The following is a 19327-nucleotide window of genomic DNA, read 5'->3' as shown; positions in this document are numbered from 1 at the left end:
GCCGGAGAGGCGACCGTGCCATCAGAAGCACCGGTGCCATCAGACGCGCCGGTGCCCTCAGTCCCGCCGGTGCCGTCAAGACGCGGCGATACCGTCTGACACCCCCGTGCCGGCGGACGCGCTGGTGCCGGCGGACGCGCTGGTGCCGTCAGACGTGGCGCTGCCGTCGGCGGACGCGGCGGCGGCCTCGTCCCACAGCACCGCGAGTTCCTCCTCGGTGTAGACCTGTTCGGGGCGCAGCACCAGATCGTGACCGACGTAGAACAGCGCGACATCGATGTCTTCGAGCGGAATGCCCCGCGCGTGGTGGTAGGCCACCCGGTAGTGTGCCAGCTGCAGCAGGCGCTCCTGGCGCTCACGCGGCGTAGCCGGGGGTCGCCCGGTCTTCCAGTCCACGATCTCGATGCGCCCGCCACGGTCCTCACGCCGGAACACCGCGTCGAGCTTGCAGATCATGATGTGCTCTCCGCCGGCCGGGGTGCGCATCACATAGTTCACCTCGCTCTCGACTTCCAGCGGTCGCAGCCCCGCCCATTCCGAGCGGAGGAAGTTGCGCTGGTGGCGGGCGAGTTCCGAATCGTGCTCCGCCTCGGCGTCGGGTGCCTCCACAACGGCCTCGGGCGGATCAGCGTCGAAGCCGACGTGATCGGGCGCCGCGACCAGCACGCTGTCGCCCGCGTACTCGTCGTCGCTCTCCCACAGTGTGTCGTCCAGCGAGGTGCCAGACCCCACCATCTCGTAGAGGTGCTCGATCCAGGCGTGGAAGTCCGTGCCGATCCGGGTCTGCGGATAGGGGCGCTCGGGCAGCGGACGCACGAGAGCGTCCGTCGTGCGCCGGAAGCCCGTGACGTAGTCCTTGAACATCGACGCCGGAATGCGTGTCGGAGCCGGGGCCACCGGGATCAGAGCACGCAGTTCGCGCTCACGAAGGAGCCGGGCGAGCTCGGGAGAGGGCTGCGCCGGAGGGGTGGCTGCCACGAGAGCCGCTGCCTCCTCGACGACGGCCCGCCTGCCCCCGAGAGCGTCCAGCGGCCACGACATCGTGCGGCCACCGTGCTGCACGGGGTTCTCGCCTTCAGCACGTTGCGTCGGCAGTTCGTCGGCGCCGATGGCCTGCAGCATCGTCTGCAGATAGCGGCTCGGCACGCGAGCGCGCGTCTGACCGCCCCACGCGGCACCCGTGAGCAGCAGGCGTGAGCGGGCACGGGTGACGGCGACGTAGGCCAGGCGGCGCTCTTCCTCCTCCTGATATGCCTTGTTCGCCTTCTTGAAGTCATCGATCGCCCTGTTGATCTGTGTGCGCGTCGTGCCCTCGCCGGTCGGGATCACGAGCTCGGGAAGCGCGTCCCTGTCACCGCGGAAATCGAAGGGCAGCGTCCCCAGAGAGAGCCACCCCATGGTGGTGCGGGGACTCTTCGGCAGCTCGTCCTCCACGAGGCGCACGACGGCTGCGGCATCCCACTCCAGCCCCTTCGCGCCGTGAATGGTGAGGAGCTGGACCACGCCCGGCTGCGGCGGCTCCGGTCGCGGCATGAGCTCGTCGGTGTCCTCCGCGTGGGCAAGCCAGGCGAGGAGGCTGCCGATCGTGCCGCGCTCGTCGGCGTCGAGGAACGCGCGCACCTCGTCGCCGAACGCGCGGAGCTGCGTGGACGCGATGCGCGCCGGGCCGCGGGACTCGTTCGCTGCCAGTTCGATGTCCAGTCGGAGCTCCGACTCGATCAGGCGGATGAGTTCCGGGGCGGACTGCCCGCTGGAGCGCCGGAGCCGATCGAACATCTCCCCCGCTTCCCGCAGACGTTCTCGTCCCGACGCGGTGAACTCGGAGAGCAGCGGATGGTCGGCACGCAGGGAGCGGATGACATCCAGAGCGTCGATGATCGACAGCTGCTCATCGGCGCCCGCAGATCCCCGCAGTCGCGCCAGCATCTCCTCCGAGAACCGGGTGCCATCTGCACCGCGCCGCGACAAAGTCGTGGCGAGGGCGTGCAGCGCGGCCATGTCGGCCACGCCGATCGCGAAGCGTGGCCCGACGAGGAGGCGGATGAGGGATGAGCCCGCTGCGGGATCGTGCACTACGCGCAGCGCCGCCACCACGTCGGTGACCTCCGGTGTGGAGAGCAACCCGCCGAGGCCGAGGATGCGGTGCGGGATTCCTCGCCTGTCGAGCGCGTCGGCGAACAGCTGCATGTGCTTCTTGGCGCGAAACAGGATCGCGCCGGTGTGCTCGCGCTCGCCCGCTGCGGCACCGTGCTCCGCGCGCACCCGCGCGAACCATTCCGCCACCGCGTCGGCCTCGTCGTCGATCGTCTCGGCCCAGACGTGGTCGACGATCCCGTCATCGGCTCCGGGGCGCGGTTGCAGTTCGCCGACCTCGAGACGGCCGGGCCCACGCAGGGGGCCGAGCAGGGCGTTGGCCGACGCCAGGATCGAGACGTCGTTGCGCCAGCTGATCATCAGTTCGTAGGTGTGGTGCGCGACCTCGCGCGAGAAGGCCGATGCGAACGCGTCCAGATTGTCGGCGCTCGCACCGCGCCAGCCGTAGATCGACTGATGCGGATCGCCGACGGCCATCACCGCGTGATCCCGGAAGATCGAGGACAGCAGCTGGGTCTGCAGGACGGAGGTGTCCTGGTACTCATCTAGCAGCACGACCCGGTACTGATCTCGCAGTTCGGCCGCGATCTGCGGACTCGTCTCGATGATCTCCAGCGCACCCGACACCTGATCGGCGAAATCCAGCACTCCCTGGGCCTGCTTCGCGAGAGCGTAGTCCTGCGCGAGGCCGGCGATAATCGGCAGTCCGCGACCGGCGGCCCAGGCGTTCTCCGTGTTGGCGGGCGTGACGTCCGTCTTGATGTACGGCTCCAGTCGATCCGCGAACGCGGTGCCGTATGCCGCGACTTCGTCCAGGTCGGCTCGGTTGTCCAGCGCGTCGCCGGCGAGCTTCTGCACCGCATCGATCATGGTGGACAGTGCGTTGTCGCGATCCGCGAGCCGCGGATCGGCACTGCGGATGACGACGGAGCGAGCCAGCAGCCAGGAACCGGATTGGCTGAGCAACGACGCCTCCGCGTCGCGTCCGATTCGCGCCGCGTGTTCGCGGACGATCGCATCCGCGAAGGCGTTGTACGTGGCCACTCGCGGCCGCAGCAGCTCATCACCGGTGATCGAATTGCCCGCACTGCTTCCCTCAGTGCCGTACCGCCGCGCCAATCGGTCCAGGAGGGCGGGCAGCTCGTCCGCAGGCGTCTGGGCGAGCACTCCCGTTGCGATGATCTCCTCGAGATGCGGCAGCAGACCGCGGCGGCCGAACGCGTCGATACGGTGAAGGCGCGTCATGATGCGCTCCGCCAGCTCACCTGCGGCCTTGCGCGTGAAGGTGAGGCCCAGGACCTCGTCTCGGCTCACGTGGCCGTTGGCGACGAGCCACACCACGCGGCCGGCCATGGTCTCGGTCTTTCCCGATCCGGCGCCGGCCACCACGAGCGCCGGAGCGGGAGGCGCCTCGATCACCTCCTGCTGCGCCGGTGTCGGTGTGGGAAGGCCCAGGGCCGCGGCGATCGTGGCCGCGGACAGCCCCCGGCCCCCCGGCCAGCCGGTACCGGCTGGAGCGTCCCGGTGCGTCATGAGGCGCTCACCGCCTTGACCGTGTGGATGCCGCAGATCGCGAAACGATCGACTCGGCAGTGCTGATCGATGTTGGCAGTGAACGCTGACGAGGCCATGCCGCGGGCATCGGTGATCACGCGTTGCACGAAGGCATCCGCGGTCTCGGGACCGAGCGGGGCCTGGTGCGCGACGCGCCAATGTGTGCCCTTGAGCGTCTGGCTGAGCACGAGCAGTCGGGCCCCCGCCGCCTCATCGGGGTGGGCTCCCGGAATGGCACCGGCGCCCACCGCGAGCTGATAGGCGGCCAGCTGCGCATCGTCCTCGACCAGCTCGTTACGCACCCGGCTCTCGCTGCGGCCCGTCTTGAGGTCCACCACGATGGCGCGCGCGGCGTCCGGACGATCCGGATCCTGCGGGATGTCCTCGCCCGCACCCGGCGGGTACACCTCCACGCGGTCGATGCTGCCCCGCAGCAGCGCATACGGGATGCCCTCCGGCAGCGCCGGCCGTTCTGCGTCGAGGGGCCGCACGATCACATGCTCCGTGCCTGCCTCCTCGTCGAGCGGGATCGCCAGCTCGAACGGCGCCTCAGCCCCGACGCGCTGCGCTCCGAGAGCGCGGAAGCGCTGCAGATACAGGTGCAGTCGTTCGACCAGCGTGCGGGCCCATCGCCGCTCCTTGACGGAGAGCCACTCCGCCTCGAACTCGAGCTCACCCCACCTCTCATCCACCACGCGCTGCAACTCGGCGAGATCGCCGTCGGCCACCTCCTCCATGGCGGCGTGCAGGATGGTGCCGAGGCCTTTCGAGGAGGTTCGCGTGTCGCCGCCGAGCGACCGGATGGCCCAGTCCACGCCACACGTCTCGAAGTTCTCCATGCGCGACGGCGATACCGGGATGGGTGCCTGATCCGGATCGCGCAGCGGCGCCGAGCTCGACGCGGGGAGGAGTCCGTACCATTGCGCGGGCGACGCGCCGGGCACGCCCGCTGCCGCGAGGGCGCCCAGCTGCCCCGCGGCGGCGATGCGCTGCGCCGCGGGGGTGGTCACGGACGTGAGGTCACGTCGATAGCGCGCGACCAGGCCCCGGAGCGTGAGTGGATGGCCTCCCGCTCGATCGTCGTCGGTGCGGCCCGGCTCCGGCAGGAATCCGAACAGGGCGCTGGGGCCGGTGTCGTCGTCATCCACGGCCGTGACGAGCAGGTGCGTCCGCGCCCGTGAGACGGCGCGGACGAACAACCGCAGTTCGTCGTGCAGCGCCCAGCGCCGTCGTTCCGAGACGGGAGGCGCGGCCGTCGAGGAGTCGCCGGCGCGGCTGGCGACGACCGCGTCCGCCAGCAGCCAGCTGTCCAGCAGGCCGCCGCGCAGACGAACGTTCGGCCAGACACCCTCCTGCACCCCCGCGATGACGACCGCGTCGAACTCCGTGCCGAGCGCGGTGGCCGGGGTCATGACGGCCACCGTCTGCGCGCTCTCCGGTGACGCCAGGGTGTCTTCGGGCACATCGCTGCCAAGCAGGTTGCGGATGAAGGCGGCCGGGTCGGCGTCCGTGCCGCGCTCCACCGCACGCTTCGCGGCCTCGAACAACGCCACCAGTGCATCGAGCGCGCGCCCGGTCTCGGCGGCGAAGGGTCCCGGGGTGGTGGCGATGCGCCGCCAGGCATCCGCCAGACGCTCACCGGCTCGACGCGAACGGTCCCAGATCAGCCACAGCAGCTCGTGCACCGTCTCGCCGCGCTGATGTGCCTCGGCCACGCGCGCGAGCGTAGTCGCGAGCCGCTCCGCCGCGGATGCCTCAGCTCCCTCCAGCAGCCCGAACTCGAGCGGATGCTCGAAGGCCGACCGCAGCAGCTCCCCCGCTGCCGTGGTTCCCCCCGCCGCGAGTTCCCGATGCCGCAGCGCTGCGCGCAGACGACGCAGCCCCACCGCGTCGAGACCGCCGAAGGGTGACAGCAACGCGCCCGCGAGCGCCTCCGGATCACGTTCTTGCGGGGCCTGGATGCCGAGTTCCAGCACTTCGAGAAGCTGGCGGACGACCACCTCGCGTCCGAGTGGGCGTTGCACGCCCGCCGCGCGGGTCGGCACCTCGCGCGCGGCCAGCTCCGTCTCCAGCGACGCGACCTGGCGGGTGTCGTGAGCGATCACCGCCATGCGGGCCCACTCCACCCCGCGGACCAGATGCCAGTCACGGAGCGTGCGGGCGATCGCATCGGCTTCTTCGTAGGGGCTGGCCGCGATGAGCGCGCCGACTCGATCATCTGCGAGCTCGTCGCCCGGGGCCCGACGGTGCTCGACTCGTCCGCCCACGCCAATCGCCTGGGTGATCGTGCGGATCAGCCGGGAGATGGCCGGTGTCGCGCGGTGAGGCTCGTCGAGGACGTGGACGTCGCCGAGCAGAGCGGCCAGCTGCGCGAACAGCTCGGGTGTGACACCGCGAAACGCACCCGATCCGATGTCGGGATCGCCGAACGCGACCACGGAGACCCCTCGAGAGCGGAGTGCCTCGATCAGGCCGATGGCGCCCCGGGTGAGTTCCTGGGCATCGTCGATCAGCACCGTCTTCAGCCGGGCGACGGGACCGAGCGCCGCCAGCGCGGCGGATCCCGCAGGCGCGGCGCGCACGATCGCTGCGGCCTCGGCCAGCAGGTCGGCCGCATCACGATGGGCAGCGCGCATGCGGGCCGTCACATCGCGATAGTCCGCGATGAACCCCGCGGCAGCCGTCCACACCGGCCTCCCCCATCGTTCGCCCAGCACCGACAGTTCGTCCGGTGCGAGGCCGAGCTCCGTGCACTCGTCGATCAGCGTGCGCAGCTCCGAACGGAACGCCTTCGCGTTGCGGGCTGCGGCAGGAAGTTCCCCGGGCCAGCGCTGGGGACGCACGCCCTCCTGCGCGTCCTGCTCGTCTCCATGCAGCAGATCGGCCACGATGCGGTCCTGGTCGGCGCCGGTGAGCAGCTGCGGCGCGGGGCGGCCGTCTCTGACCATGGCGGCGCGGACGATCTGGAAGGCGAGCGACCCGAGGGATCGGGCCAGGGCACCCGGCGTCGCGCGACCGACGGACAACCCGAGCTCATCGCGCAGACGGGTGGCGGTGAGGCGCGACGGCGTGAGCACCAGGACTTCGTCCGTGCCTCGCTCCCCCGTGGCGAGCAGCCGACGGGCACGTTCGAGGAGAGTCGCCGTCTTGCCGGTACCGGGAGCACCGATCACCACGGCATCGGCATCGGCCGGCAGCGCCACCACTGCACTCTGGCGAGGATCCAGCTCGAGAGCCGCCGCCTGGCGCGCCGGCGTCGTGGAGGTGTCCGTGCTCATGTCACCACGCTAGCGGGAGGCTCGGACACCACCGCCCGGGTGCCGTGCTCGGACGCGTTCGCCCTGAGCGTGCACGCGACGCGACATCCGACCGGTGCCATAGGCTGTGGATGTTCGCCCCTTCCGGGGCAGAGGAAGGACACAACGTGGAGATCCGCATCGGCATCGCCAACATCGGTCGCGAGCTCAGCTTCGAAACCTCCCAGTCTGCGGACGACGTGCGAAGCGCCGTCTCCGAGGCGTTGGAGTCGAAGGCCGCGTCCGTGAACTTCACCGACGACAAGGGCAACGCCTACATCGTTCCCACGGCGTCGCTCGCGTACATCGAGATCGGCACCGAGGAGTCGCGCCGCGTCGGATTCGTGGCCTGACATGTACGTCCTCCTGGCCGTCATCGGCGGCATCCTGCTCGGTGCCGTAGCCCACGCACTCGTCCCCTCCCGCGGGTCGCGCGGTGTGCTGGTGGGCGGAGCATTCGGCGGCGCGGCTGCGGCGATCGTCTACACCGCGCTGACCTGGTCGGGGGTGGCGGAGTCCAGTGTGTGGATGTGGGTGGCCAGCCTCGGCGCCGCGCTGGTGGTCGCCGTCGCGGGCACCCTCGTCCTCACGCGCCTTCGTCTCTCACATGACGCCGCGGAGGACGCGCGCCTCGGCATCGCCTGACCGCCTCATGACGAAGGCCCGCACCCCGAGGTGCGGGCCTTCGTCATGAGCGCGTGGGCATCAGGAGGCGAGCCCGAGCGCGTCCATGCGCTTCGCATGGCTCGCCATCAGAGCCGTGAACACCGGCTCCACCTGCTTCTCCTCGTCCGAGTCCAGGCGTGCAGGACGCAGGGCCGCCCGCGCGACCAGGAGGGTGTCGCCCACCAGGCGCCTCCCCCACAGAGACAGCAGCCAGCGCCACTCGTCGTCGGCGGAGATGGTGTGACGGAGGATCTCCGCGATCGCCTCGCGGTCCGGATCCGCGCCGAGGATGCGGACCACCCGTCGCCCCGTCTCGCCGTAGCTCGAAGCCAGTGCGATGTAGAAGTCGTCCAGCATCCCCGCGGTGATGTGCACGGACAGCATCGTCTCGCGCGGGCGCTTGCCGATCGTCTTCCAGCGGAATGCGTCGAGTTCCTCGCGGAACGGGAGCATCACCTCGGTGGGCACCTCGCCGCGCGAGGTGATCACATCGCACAGCCCCTGATGCTTGGTGAGCGCCGCTCCCGCAGCCTTCGACAGCGCTTCCTTCTCCTCCAGATCGGGGGTGTTGCGGATGAGCCGGCTGAGCGTCTCGAAGTATCCCAGCTGCAGGTACGCGGCCTGCCCCAGGAAGGTGTCGATGTCGGGGGCAAGCTCGGAGAAATCGACGCGCTGCGCATTGCCCAACTCGTCACGCCCGCGCAGCAGCAGGGTGCGCCCGGCGGGTCGCCGCTTCCAGAACCAGTTCACCACGCGCCCAGCCTACTGGGAGTGCCGCCGGGCACACGGAACGCGGCATCGCCGGGCACGAAAGCGCGTCTTCCGGGGCTCTGCCAGCACCCTCCGGTAGGCTGGACGCGCTCCGGCGTCGGATCGGAGCGCCGCGCCTGTGGCTGAGAGAAGGGCGTGGAACCTTCATCCCGGCAGACTCACTGCCAGACAGGCTCAAAAAAAGTGACAACTTTCGCCGATCTCGGCGTCGACCAGGACATCGTCGATGCCCTGAGCGCCAAGGGCATCATCGATGCGTTCCCGATCCAGGAACAGACCATCCCGCTGTCCCTGCCCGGGCAGGACGTGATCGGTCAGGCCAAGACCGGAACAGGCAAGACCTTCGGCTTCGGCATCCCGGTCGTCCAGCGCCTCGGTCAGGACCCGGCGCCCGGTGTGAAGGCTCTCATCGTCGTTCCTACACGCGAGCTCGCGGTGCAGGTCTACGAGGACATGGAGCTGCTGACCTCCAACCGTTCCACCAGCGTCGTCGCCATCTACGGCGGCAAGGCGTACGAGGGGCAGATCGAACAGCTGAAGGCCGGTGCACAGATCGTGGTGGGCACCCCGGGCCGGCTGATCGACCTGGCCGGTCAGCGCCTGCTCGATCTGTCGCAGGCGACCGAAGTGGTCCTCGACGAGGCGGACAAGATGCTCGATCTGGGCTTCCTCCCCGACATCGAGAAGATCTTCCAGCGCGTCCCCGCGATCCGTCACACGCAGCTGTTCTCCGCGACCATGCCGGGTCAGATCGTTGCGCTGGCCCGCCGGTTCATGAGCAACCCGATCCACATCCGCGCCACCGATCCCGACGAGGGCCTGACGCAGGCGAACATCAAGCACGTCATCTACCGCGCCCACTCGCTGGATAAGGACGAGATCATCTCCCGCATCCTGCAGGCCACCGGCCGGGAGAAGGTCGTCATCTTCACCCGGACGAAGCGCGCCGCCCAGAAGCTGGTCGATGAGCTCGGCGACCGGGGCTTCAACGCCGCCGCCGTGCACGGCGACATGAGCCAGGAGTCGCGGGAGCGTTCCATGGCCGCGTTCAAGGCCGGCAAGCGCGACGTGCTCATCGCGACCGATGTGGCCGCCCGCGGTATCGACGTGGACGATGTCACCCACGTCATCAACCACACCATCCCCGACGATGAGAAGACCTACCTGCACCGTGCAGGTCGTACGGGTCGTGCAGGTCGCACGGGCACCGCGGTGACCTTCGTCGACTGGGAGGACCTGCACAAGTGGGCCCTGATCAACCGCGCGTTGGAGTTCGGTCAGCCCGAACCGACCGAGACCTACTCGTCGAGCCCGCACCTGTACACGGATCTGGACATCCCGGAGGGCACCAAGGGCCGCATCGTGAAGGCACCGGCGACCGCCACCGTGCGCACGCCGCGTCGATCCGACTCCGCCGCGGGTGAGGGACGCTCCGGTGAGGGACGCACGCGTCGCCGTCGCCGCAGCGGCGGCTCGTCCGCGGAAGGGGCCACCACGACGGAGACTCCCCGTGCCGAGGGCACCGGAACCCACGACGGTGGCGGATCCGAGCATCACGACGGGAACGCACCGGCGCGCCGTCGCCGCCGCCGGCGGCGTCCCGGTGGCGGCGGTGCCACGGGCGGCGCCCCCGCTGCTCCCGCGTCCTGAGCGCTCTCAAATTCTGACGCTCGCGGATCCCGCCGTGCTCGCACGGCGGGATCCGTCGTTCATGGTGCCGGGCGCGTCACGGGCGGTCTCGGCGGGTACACGAAGGTGACGAGCACCACCGAGATGATCATCAGCAGTCCCCAGCTGGAGAGCTTCGACAGCGACACCAACTGCCATCCGTCGGCCTGATCGGGGTACTGCCAGGCGCCGAAGCGCGTCCCGATGTTCTCCGCGATCCAGATGAACAGCGCCACACCCAGGAACACGGGAATGAGAGGAAGGCGGATCGTGCGGCGCCAGACCCGCGCATGCATCACGGTCGCGCCCCACAGCAGCACGACGATCGCCGTGAGCACCCAGCGCAGATCCCAGATCCAGTGGTGGGTGAAGAAGTTCGCGTAGATGGCCGCGGCGACGACGGCCGTGGCCCACACCGGCGGGTACCGGACGAATCCGAGATCGAAGAGCCGATACACGCGCACGAGATACGAGCCGACCGCGGCGTACATGAACCCGGAGAACAACGGGACCCCCGCGATCCGCAGCACCCCGCCCGCGTCGTACTCCCATGAGCCGACGTCCGTCTTGAAGAGCTCCATCACCGTTCCCGTGATGTGAAAGAGCACGATCACCCACACTTCGCGTCCCGCCTCCAGCCTGGTGGCGAGCATGACGATCTGGATGGCGATGGCGATCAGGGTGAGCAGATCGTTACGCGTGAGCGGCAGGTCATCGGGGTACAGGACACGCACCAGCATGATGGCCAGCAGAAGTGCGGCACCGAACACGCACGCCCACGCCTGCTTCGCCACGAAAACCGCGAACTCCACCGCCACGCCCCGCCAGCCGGTCCGGGGCGCGCGCGCCAGCAGCCGGCGTGCACGGGAGTCGATCCGGGCTTCCAGCCGCGTCGGGTTCAGCACCCCGCGACCCTAGCGCACCGGTCCGGGAGACGGCCTGGGGGGACCTACAGCCGGCGGAAGGTGCGACAGCCGATGGCGTCCGAGGGTTCGGGCCGCTGGGTTACGGCGCCGGGCGGGCGCTACAGCTCGGGCGGGTACACCGGTGTGGTGCCTGAGCCCTCGCTGATGATGGCCGCCACGTTCTGGTCGGTGGTCGTGTTCTCCCCTGGGCGGTTCGGCTTGCCCGTCCCGTGGTAGTCGCTGGACCCGGTCACGATCAGCCCGTGTCGCTGCACCAGTGCGCGCAGCGCGCGCTTGCCGTCGGCGGTGTTCTCCCGATGATCGATCTCGAACCCCGCGAGACCGGCGGCGATGAGTTCCTCCAGCACGGGGATCGGGAGCATTCCGGCGCGGCCGTGCGGCGCCGGATGAGCCATGATCGGCACGCCCCCGGCATCGCGGATGAGCCTCACCGCGTCGCGCGGATCCGGCGAGTAGAGCGGGACGGTGTACCCGGTGCGCGGGTGCAGGATACCGGCGAACGCCTCCTCCCGGTCGCGCACGATCCCGCGAGCGATCAACGCATCGGCGATGTGCGGCCGTCCGATCGTCGCATCCTCCAGGCGCTGTGCGAGCACGTCGTCCCAGGTGAGCGCGTAGTCGGCGGCGATGTTGCCGACGATGCGCTCGGCGCGTCCGAGCCGGTCCGCGCGGATGCGCTCGGTCTCGGCGAGAAGATCGGCGTCATCCGGGTCGAACAGGTAGGCGAGCATGTGGATGCTCTGCCACTGGAATCGTGTCGACAGCTCCATCCCCGGGATCAGCGTCATGCCGAGCTCGCGGGTCCGCGTCGCCGCTTCACTCCATCCGGTCGTGGTGTCGTGGTCGGTGAGCGAGACGGTGCGAAGTCCGTGCGCGTGCGCCGCGGTGATGACATCGGCCGGGTGCTCCGTGCCGTCCGAGCGCGACGAGTGCAGATGCAGGTCGGCGGGACCGCGGAAGCGCGCGTCGGTGGTCATCCTCTGAGCGTATCGCGGGCCTGCGCGGACCGTTCTCTCAGCAGCGCACCCTAGGCTCGAAAGCGTGTTGCGAATGCTCGGTCTGCTGATCACGGTGTGCGCCGCGATCGCGACGGCGATCGTGACGTGGCCGCAGTTCTTCCACCTCGAACGCACCTTCCCCTTTGCGCAGGCCGTCGCATCCCGTGGCCTGCTGGCGGTCGTGTTCGTCTGCGTCGCAATCGTCGCACTGCTGCTGTCGTTCGCGAAGTCGATCCGTGGCTTCGCCGCCTCTCTCGCGATCATCGGCATCATCGGTGCCGGCGCGAACGGCGCGATCCTGGCCGTGCGGGGTTTCGGCACGCAGGCGCTGCCGGAGAAGACCGCCACCAGCCTGCGGGTCATGGCGTGGAACACCGCCGGTGAGGCGACGCCGGCCGACACCATCGCGGAGACGGCGGTGGCCATGGATGCCGACATCGTCTCCCTGCCCGAGACCGCAGAATCCGTGGGCGAGCGCGTGGCGGTCGCGATGCGCGATCTCGGACGCCCGATGTGGGTTTTGCACGTCTCGTTCAACCAGACCGACTACGAGGGACCGCAGGCGTGGGAGACCACGATCCTCATCTCCCCGCAGCTCGGCGACTACTCGGTGATCCAGTCGTCGGAGGACGGCACGAGCAACACCGGTTCGCTGCCGAGCGCAGTCGCCATGCCCGTCGACGGTGATGGACCCACGATCGTCGCTGTACATGCAGTGGCACCCCGTCCGGCGCAGATGGCCGGCTGGGAGAAGGATCTGCAGTGGATCGCCGATCAGTGCGCTGACGGGAACGTGATCCTCGCCGGCGACTTCAACGCCACGATGGATCACATGGCCTCCCTGGGCACGGGAGATGGTCTCATGGGCCAGTGCACCGACGCCGCCGCGGCCACGGGCAATGGCGCGGTGGGCACATGGCCCACCGGCATCCCGGCCCTGGCCGGTGTGCCCATCGACCATGTGATGACTTCGAAGTCCTGGAAGCCGACAGGCTCCGTGGTGCTGCGCTCGCTGGATGATTCCGGCAGCGATCACCGTCCGCTCATCGTCCAGCTGGAGCCGGCAGGCTGATCCGTGCGCACCCCCTCGTGAGAGGATGGATGCATGAGCATGACAGGTGACGAGGCCTCCGTGGCCGAGAGCGAGACTCCCGCAGTCAGCAACCGCAAGCAGCCGTTCCCGCAGGGGTTCCTCGACACCATCTCCACGGGGTGGGCCGAGCGCGAGGAAGCTCCCGCGCCCGCTCGCGAGCAGGCGGCGTACGCCGCCCGGCGCCGCGCAGCCGTGTCCGCGGCGTTTCCCGGTAAGCGGCTGGTGATCCCGGCCGGTGGCGTCAAACAGCGCAGCAACGACACCGACTACCCGTTCCGCGCGCACTCCGCCTTCAGCCACCTGACCGGATGGGGCAGCGACTCAGAGCCGGACTCGGTCCTGGTCCTCGACCCCGCCGAGGACGGTCACACCGCCACGCTGTACTTCCGCGAGCGCGCCGATCGCACCACGGCGGAGTTCTACTCGGACGCATCGATCGGAGAGTTCTGGATCGGCCCGCGACCCTCGCTGGGCGCCGTGGCGGTGGACCTCGGGCTGGAGACGGCGCATGTCGACGCCTTCGAGCCCCGCGACGGCGATCTGGTCGTCGAGGAGGATGACAGCCTCACCTCCTTCGTGTCGGAACTGCGATTCGTGAAGGACGAGTACGAGATCGCGCAGATGCGTGAGGCCGTCCGCGTCACCGCCGACGGTTTCGACGACATCATCCGTGAGCTGCCGCGCGCGATCGCGCACGCAAAGGGCGAGCGGGTCGTGGAAGGCGTCTTCCACCAGCGCGCACGCACCGACGGGAACTGGGAGGGCTACGACACCATCGCAGCGTCCGGCGCCCACGCCACATACCTGCACTGGACGCGCAACGACGGCGCTGTCCGCCCGGGCGATCTCATCCTGGTGGACGCCGGCGCGGAGCTGGACAGCCTCTACACCGCCGACATCACTCGCACGCTGCCGGTGTCCGGCACGTTCACCGACATCCAGCGCAAGATCTACGAGGCGGTTCGCGAGGCTGCGGACGCGGCGTTCGCCATCGTGAAGCCGGGGATCCGCTTCCGTCAGGTGCACGAGACCGCCATGGCCGTGATCGCCGCGCGCGTGGCGGAATGGGGCCTGTTGCCGGTCACCGCCGAAGAGGCGCTGGATGCCGATCGTGGCGGCCAGCACCGGCGTTACATGGTGCACGGCACCAGCCACCACCTCGGCATCGACGTTCACGACTGTGCGGCGGCCCGGCGCGAGATGTACTACGACGGCACGATCGAGGAAGGCATGGTGTTCACCATCGAACCCGGCCTGTACTTCCAGGCGGACGACCAGACCGTGCCGGCGGAGTACCGCGGCATCGGCGTGCGCATCGAGGACGACATCCTCGTGACCGCCGACGGGGCGGAGAACCTCTCCGCTGCCATCCCGCGCACGGCCGACGAGGTCGAAGCCTGGATCGCTCGCGTGCAGCGAGGCTGATCCGCTCTCACGACGACGCCCGCGCGAGATCTCCTCGCGCGGGCGTCGTCGTATCGCGACGTGTCAGCCGAGAACGAAGTCCCGGACGATCGGTGCGAGCTCGGCGCCGATCACATCTGCCGGGCGCTTGTTCCCCTTCACCTCGAAGCCGTGCGTGCCCCCTTCCACCCAGTGCAGACGGGCATCCGAGCAGGCGGACACCGCCTCCTCCAGCTGGGCGTGCGGATCGACGAACGGATCGCGGGTGCCGGAGATGAACAACTGCGGCTGCGCGATCTTCGAAAGGTGCTCCGCTCGCGGAGATTCAGGCTTGCCCGGTGCGTGGAGCGGGTAGCCGAGATAGACCAGTCCGCTGGTGGCAAGGCCGTCGGCGACCGCCATAGATGCCATCCGCCCACCGTAGGAGCGCCCGGCGAACCAGACGGGGCCTGTGAGGTCGGAACGCGACCGGACGTGAGCTGCCACGGCGCCCCACGTGGCCAGGGCGTGCGCGGCCGGGCCCGGCATGCGCCGGCCCGCCTCGACGTAGGGGAAGTTGAACCGTACGGTGGCGATGCCGCCGGCCCGCAGCGCCGTGGCCAAGCCGACGAGGAAGCCATGGTCCATCGTGGATCCCGCGCCGTGAGCGAGGATCATCGTGGCGCGGGCGTCGGGCGCCGGCTCGACGGCGATGTGGACCTCCACCTCCGCCCCGGTGGGCAGGAGCACCGGGACGGTGTCCGCGACGCCCGACGTCACGATGTGCGCTCGCCGGAGCCGTTCGCCGTCCCCTCGTCGCCCGATGTCCCAGCGTCGGCGTCGTCCCGCGAGGCGTCGCCGTACGCAGTCGTCGCATCGTCCCCTTCCGAGACGGCGTCCGCTGCGGGACCGGAGTCCGCGACGGGAGAGATGTCCACGGCAGAGCTATCGTCCGCTACCGGAGCCGCGTCCGCCGCAGCGACGGTGTCCGCAGCGGGCGTGGCGTTCTCGGACCCCCCTGAGGCGGGATCCACGCGCACGCCGAAGCGCGGCGGCTCCTCCGGACGCGGCGCGACGGGCGCCGGTGCGGGTGCTGCCGGCGGCCGGGCGACGGCGGGCCGCGCCGACGGGTCGATGCGCACGCCGTAGCGAGGCGGTTCGTCCGCCGGCGAGGGGCGGGACTGCGGTGCCGCAGGGGGCTGGGCGGCGGGGCGCGGGGCGCCCGCAGGGGCGGAAGGATCGATGCGCTCACCATAGCGGGGCGGCTCGTTCGTCGTCGGGGTGGCAGGGCGCGTCGGCGGCCGATGACCGCCGGGGGCCGTACCGAGCACCTGGCGGGCCTTGTGAATGCTGGTGGGCATCACCGTCACCTCGTAGTGATCAGCGACCACCTGCATGACGCTGGCGTAGTCCCGACGGCGCCGGATGAGCGTGTACGCAATGATGCTCATGAGCATGCCGAGCGCCACGCCCACCACCATGCACCCGAGGAACAGCTGCATGAGGTTCTGCTCGGCGCCGAAGGTGAACACCAGCGAGAAGATCAGACCGAGGAAGATGCCGTTGACGGCACCCTGCCGGGCCGCCGTCGCGTAGCCGAGTCTCCCCGTGACGCGCTCGATCGATCGCAGGCCGCGGCCGACGATCGCGATCTCCCGTGCGGGGATCTCGGCCTGAATGAGCGCAGACACCGCCTTCTGCGCTCCGGTGTACTCGGGGAAGGATCCGACGACCTCGCCGACCTCCGTACTGCCGCCCAGGGGGCCCATCATGCTCACTGGTCTGCCTCTCCTCCGTCAGCGTTCCGTGATCGGCCGGCGCCGCCTCGCGGCCGTCGCGCCATCACCGAACTCGCTCCCCATTCTCCCACGCGCACCTATCGATCCCCCGGGTGCCCAGCTTTCGGCGACTACGCTGAGAGCGTGAGTACTCAGCGGGTTTTCGTCGCGCGCCTGCACGGCTGCACGGTCTTCGACCCCTCCGGCGATCGTCTCGGCAAGGTCCGCGACGTCGTCGTCGTGTACCGAAAATCCGACCCGCCCCGCGTCATCGGCCTGGTCTGCGAGATTCCGGGGCGCCGTCAGGTGTTCCTCTCCATCGGTCGTGTCACCTCCATCTCGCAGGGACAGGTGATCACCACCGGCCTCATGAACGTGCGCCGCTTCGAGCAGCGCGGCGGCGAGGTTCGCGTGCTCGCGGAGCTGGTGGGACGGCGCGTGGACATGGCTGATGCATCCGGCAGCGCGGTCATCGAGGACGTGGCGATCGAGCGCAACCGCATCGGCGAGTGGGGCGTCACCCAGCTCTTCCTGCGACGTCCCAAGACCAGCGCGTCGCCGTTCGCCAAGGGCGCCACCACGTTCGCCACGTGGGGGCAGGTGCGCGAGCAGCACCGGCCCGGCGAGGCGCAGTCGGCCGAGCAGCTGGTGGCCTCGTACTCGGAGCTGAAGCCCGCCGATCTGGCCAACACGCTGCTGGATCTGCCCGAGACCCGCATGATCGAGGTCGCCGAGGAGCTCCCGGACGACCGCCTCGCCGATGTGCTGGAGGAGATGCCCGAGGACGAGCAGATGCACATCCTCGAGCAGCTGGGCGATGAGCGCGCCGCCGACATCCTCGACCAGATGGAGCCGGACGACGCCGCGGATCTGCTCGCGCAGCTGCCCGAGGGACGCCTGCAGCATCTGCTGGAGCTCATGGAGCCCGAAGAGGCGGAGGATGTGCGAACCCTCCTCCAGTACGGTCCGGACACGGCGGGCGGTCTGATGACCCCCGAGCCGATCATCATGTCGGCGGAGGCGACGGTGGCAGAGGCACTTGCCCTCATCCGCCGCCACGAGCTGCATCCGGCGCTCGCCGCGGCCGTGTTCGTCACGCTGCCGCCCTACGAGACCCCGACCGGGCGGCTGCTCGGAGTGGTGCATTTCCAGCGGATGCTGCGCTATCCCCCGCACGAGCGACTCGGAGCCATCCTGGATGATCTGGAGCCCGTGCAAGCGACGGCGTCGGCGACGGAGGTCGCGCGCATGCTCGCGTCCTACGACCTCGTCTCCCTGCCCGTGGTGGATGCCGCGCACCGTCTCGTCGGAGTGGTGAGCGTCGACGACGTGCTGGACTACCTCCTGCCCGATGACTGGCGCTCTTACGACGAGGAGGAGGCCACCGGGTCGATTCCCGTGGTCCGCCCTGCTCCGGGGCAGAGCGCATGATGGCACGCGACAACGCCCTCGACTCCCCCGCGCGCCGCGGGCGGGCACAGCCCAAGCAGTCTCGCGACCGGTTCGGCCGCTTCACCGAGTGGATCGCCCGGGCCATGGGAACCCCCACGTTCCTCGCCCTGCTGACGCTGTTCTGTGTCGCATGGATCGCGTGGAACTCGCTCATGCCCGCAGGCGTGCGCTTCGACGAGGTCTCCAACGGCTTCACCGCGCTGACACTGGTGCTGAGCCTCCAGGCGTCCTACGCGGCACCTCTCATCCTTCTCGCGCAGAACAGGCAGGACGATCGCGACCGCGTGCAGATCGAACAGGACCGGCAGCGCGCAGAGCGCAACCTCGCCGACACGGAGTACCTGGCCCGCGAGGTGGTGGCACTACGGATGGCGATGACGGATCTGGTGGAGCAATCCCTCTCACGGGATGTCCTGCGGCAGGAGCTGCGCACGCTGCTGGCTGAGCTCGACGACCGGGCCGCGCTGGAGCCGGGAGAGCGCCCCGCGACTGACGGCGGCGCAGCGAAGAAGGAGTCACGGTGAGCCTCGCCGAACAGGTGCGCATCGCCGTCGGCGGTGTGGTGGACCCCGAACTGCGGCGGACGCTGGCCGAGCTCGACATGCTGCGCGAGATCACTGTCACCGACACGACCGCCCATGTCGGCATCGCCCTCACCATCGTCGGCTGCCCGGCCGCGACGCGGATCGAGCGCGACGTGCGCGACGCCGCCGCTCGCGTGCCCGGCATCGGCGCCGTCGACGTCGCGGTCGGTGTGATGACGCCCGATGAACGGCGCGCCCTGACGGAGCGGCTGCGCGAGGGCCGGCCGGCACGCACGATGCCGTTCGGTCCGGACTCGCTCACGCGGGTGATCGCCGTCACCAGCGGCAAGGGCGGTGTGGGCAAGTCCACCGTGACCGCCAATCTCGCCGTGGCCCTTGCGCAGCGCGGGCTTCGTGTCGGACTGGTCGATGCCGATGTGCACGGCTTCTCGATCCCCGGTCTTCTGGGTGTACCCGCCGGCACGACTCCCACCCGCATCGACGAGATGATCCTGCCGCCGGTCGCCCACGACGTGAAGGTGATCTCCATCGGCATGTTCCTTCGCGAGGGCGAAGGCGCGGTGGCCTGGCGAGGTCCGATGCTGCACCGCACGGTTCAGCAGTTCCTCACCGACGTGCACTTCGGCGACCTCGACGTCCTTCTGCTGGACATGCCCCCGGGCACCGGTGACATCGCCATCTCGGTGGGCCAGCTGCTCCCGGGTGCCGACGTCCTCGTGATCACCACGCCCCAGCCCGCCGCCGCGGAGGTGGCGGTGCGCTCGGGCACGGTGGCACGCCAGACCGGTCAGCGCGTGATCGGCGTCGTCGAGACGATGGCGCCGATGAGGCTGCCCGACGGCCAGGAGTTCGCGATGTTCGGCTCTGGGGGCGGACAGAGCGTGGCCACGGCGCTGAGCCTGCCGGATCAGCCCGTGGAGCTGCTCGCCTCCGTGCCGCTGAGCGTCGCGCTGCGCCAGGGGGGAGACGCGGGCGAGCCCGTGGTCGTCTCCGACCCCGCCGACCCGGCCGCGGCCGCGATCATCGCGCTCGCCGAACGGGTGGCGACACTCGGACGCGACCTCGCGCACCGCTCCCTGCCGTTCCGAACGGCCTGACCGCCT

General features: G+C 70.0%; 15 protein-coding genes. 8 read left to right on the top strand and 7 right to left on the bottom strand.

Going from position 1 to position 19327, the window contains the following annotated elements:
- Positions 1-75 precede the first annotated feature (75 nt).
- Entirely contained in the window at positions 76-3627 is a 3552-nt protein-coding gene (locus tag ACIQJ5_RS05560; RefSeq protein WP_402841671.1) for an ATP-dependent DNA helicase, read from the bottom strand.
- A complete protein-coding gene (locus ACIQJ5_RS05555) occupies positions 3624-6926 on the bottom strand; it encodes a PD-(D/E)XK nuclease family protein (protein ID WP_402841669.1) in 3303 nt (1100 codons plus the stop codon). Before ACIQJ5_RS05555 ends, ACIQJ5_RS05560 begins: the two co-directional genes overlap by 4 nt.
- A 146-nt stretch (positions 6927-7072) precedes the next feature.
- On the opposite strand from ACIQJ5_RS05555, the gene ACIQJ5_RS05550 reads away from it, so the two are divergent.
- Both ACIQJ5_RS05550 and ACIQJ5_RS05545 read left to right on the top strand, forming a co-directional pair.
- Complete coding sequence (locus ACIQJ5_RS05550; RefSeq protein ID WP_231091348.1) at positions 7073-7297, top strand: DUF3107 domain-containing protein; 225 nt, start codon at positions 7073-7075, stop codon at positions 7295-7297.
- A gap of 1 nt (position 7298) precedes the next feature.
- Positions 7299-7589, top strand: coding sequence for a hypothetical protein (locus tag ACIQJ5_RS05545; protein ID WP_231089677.1), 291 nt, complete (start codon positions 7299-7301; stop codon positions 7587-7589).
- Positions 7590-7649: 60 nt separating this feature from the next.
- Here the strand turns inward: ACIQJ5_RS05545 and ACIQJ5_RS05540 are convergent, their stop codons facing one another.
- Positions 7650-8363 (bottom strand): ferritin-like fold-containing protein, encoded by a 714-nt coding sequence (locus tag ACIQJ5_RS05540; RefSeq protein ID WP_231089676.1) that lies wholly within the window; start codon positions 8361-8363, stop codon positions 7650-7652.
- A 201-nt stretch (positions 8364-8564) separates the two neighbouring features.
- Between ACIQJ5_RS05540 and ACIQJ5_RS05535 the strand changes: the two genes are divergently transcribed.
- A complete protein-coding gene (locus ACIQJ5_RS05535; protein ID WP_231089675.1) occupies positions 8565-10031 on the top strand; it encodes a DEAD/DEAH box helicase in 1467 nt (488 codons plus the stop codon).
- Between the two features lie 59 nt (positions 10032-10090).
- Here ACIQJ5_RS05535 and ACIQJ5_RS05530 read toward each other — a convergent pair whose 3' ends face one another.
- Both ACIQJ5_RS05530 and ACIQJ5_RS05525 read right to left on the bottom strand, forming a co-directional pair.
- On the bottom strand, positions 10091-10954 hold the full coding sequence (locus ACIQJ5_RS05530; protein WP_231089674.1) for a DUF817 domain-containing protein: 864 nt from the start codon (positions 10952-10954) through the stop codon (positions 10091-10093).
- A gap of 119 nt (positions 10955-11073) precedes the next feature.
- On the bottom strand, positions 11074-11952 hold the full coding sequence (locus tag ACIQJ5_RS05525; protein ID WP_231089673.1) for a PHP domain-containing protein: 879 nt from the start codon (positions 11950-11952) through the stop codon (positions 11074-11076).
- A gap of 73 nt (positions 11953-12025) precedes the next feature.
- Here ACIQJ5_RS05525 and ACIQJ5_RS05520 point away from each other — a divergent pair, with 73 nt between their 5' ends.
- Together ACIQJ5_RS05520 and ACIQJ5_RS05515 are read left to right on the top strand one after the other, a co-directional pair.
- Complete coding sequence (locus tag ACIQJ5_RS05520) at positions 12026-13045, top strand: endonuclease/exonuclease/phosphatase family protein (protein ID WP_269142842.1); 1020 nt, start codon at positions 12026-12028, stop codon at positions 13043-13045.
- A 39-nt stretch (positions 13046-13084) separates the two neighbouring features.
- On the top strand, positions 13085-14491 hold the full coding sequence (locus ACIQJ5_RS05515) for an aminopeptidase P family protein (protein WP_402842075.1): 1407 nt from the start codon (positions 13085-13087) through the stop codon (positions 14489-14491).
- A 63-nt stretch (positions 14492-14554) separates the two neighbouring features.
- On the opposite strand, the gene ACIQJ5_RS05510 is transcribed toward ACIQJ5_RS05515, so the two are convergent.
- Together ACIQJ5_RS05510 and ACIQJ5_RS05505 are read right to left on the bottom strand one after the other, a co-directional pair.
- Entirely contained in the window at positions 14555-15229 is a 675-nt protein-coding gene (locus tag ACIQJ5_RS05510) for an alpha/beta family hydrolase (protein WP_402841662.1), read from the bottom strand.
- Positions 15226-16221 (bottom strand): general stress protein, encoded by a 996-nt coding sequence (locus ACIQJ5_RS05505; protein ID WP_402842072.1) that lies wholly within the window; start codon positions 16219-16221, stop codon positions 15226-15228. Before ACIQJ5_RS05505 ends, ACIQJ5_RS05510 begins: the two co-directional genes overlap by 4 nt.
- 150 nt (positions 16222-16371) lie before the next feature.
- On the opposite strand from ACIQJ5_RS05505, the gene ACIQJ5_RS05500 reads away from it, so the two are divergent.
- The 3 genes from ACIQJ5_RS05500 to ACIQJ5_RS05490 are packed head-to-tail and all read left to right on the top strand — an operon-like array spanning position 16372 to position 19321.
- On the top strand, positions 16372-17658 hold the full coding sequence (locus ACIQJ5_RS05500; protein ID WP_231089669.1) for a magnesium transporter: 1287 nt from the start codon (positions 16372-16374) through the stop codon (positions 17656-17658).
- On the top strand, positions 17658-18203 hold the full coding sequence (locus ACIQJ5_RS05495) for a DUF1003 domain-containing protein (RefSeq protein ID WP_402842069.1): 546 nt from the start codon (positions 17658-17660) through the stop codon (positions 18201-18203). The genes ACIQJ5_RS05500 and ACIQJ5_RS05495 overlap by 1 nt, the downstream gene beginning before the upstream one ends.
- Positions 18200-19321, top strand: a complete 1122-nt coding sequence (locus ACIQJ5_RS05490) for an Mrp/NBP35 family ATP-binding protein (protein WP_402841658.1) — start codon at positions 18200-18202, stop codon at positions 19319-19321. The genes ACIQJ5_RS05495 and ACIQJ5_RS05490 overlap by 4 nt, the downstream gene beginning before the upstream one ends.
- Positions 19322-19327: the final 6 nt, after the last annotated feature.

This window comes from Microbacterium sp. GXS0129, assembly GCF_044769785.1.
Taxonomy (GTDB): Bacteria; Actinomycetota; Actinomycetes; order Actinomycetales; family Microbacteriaceae; genus Microbacterium; species Microbacterium nymphoidis.
The sequence above is the reverse complement of the archived record's forward strand: the minus strand, read 5'-3'. Positions and strand labels throughout refer to the sequence as shown.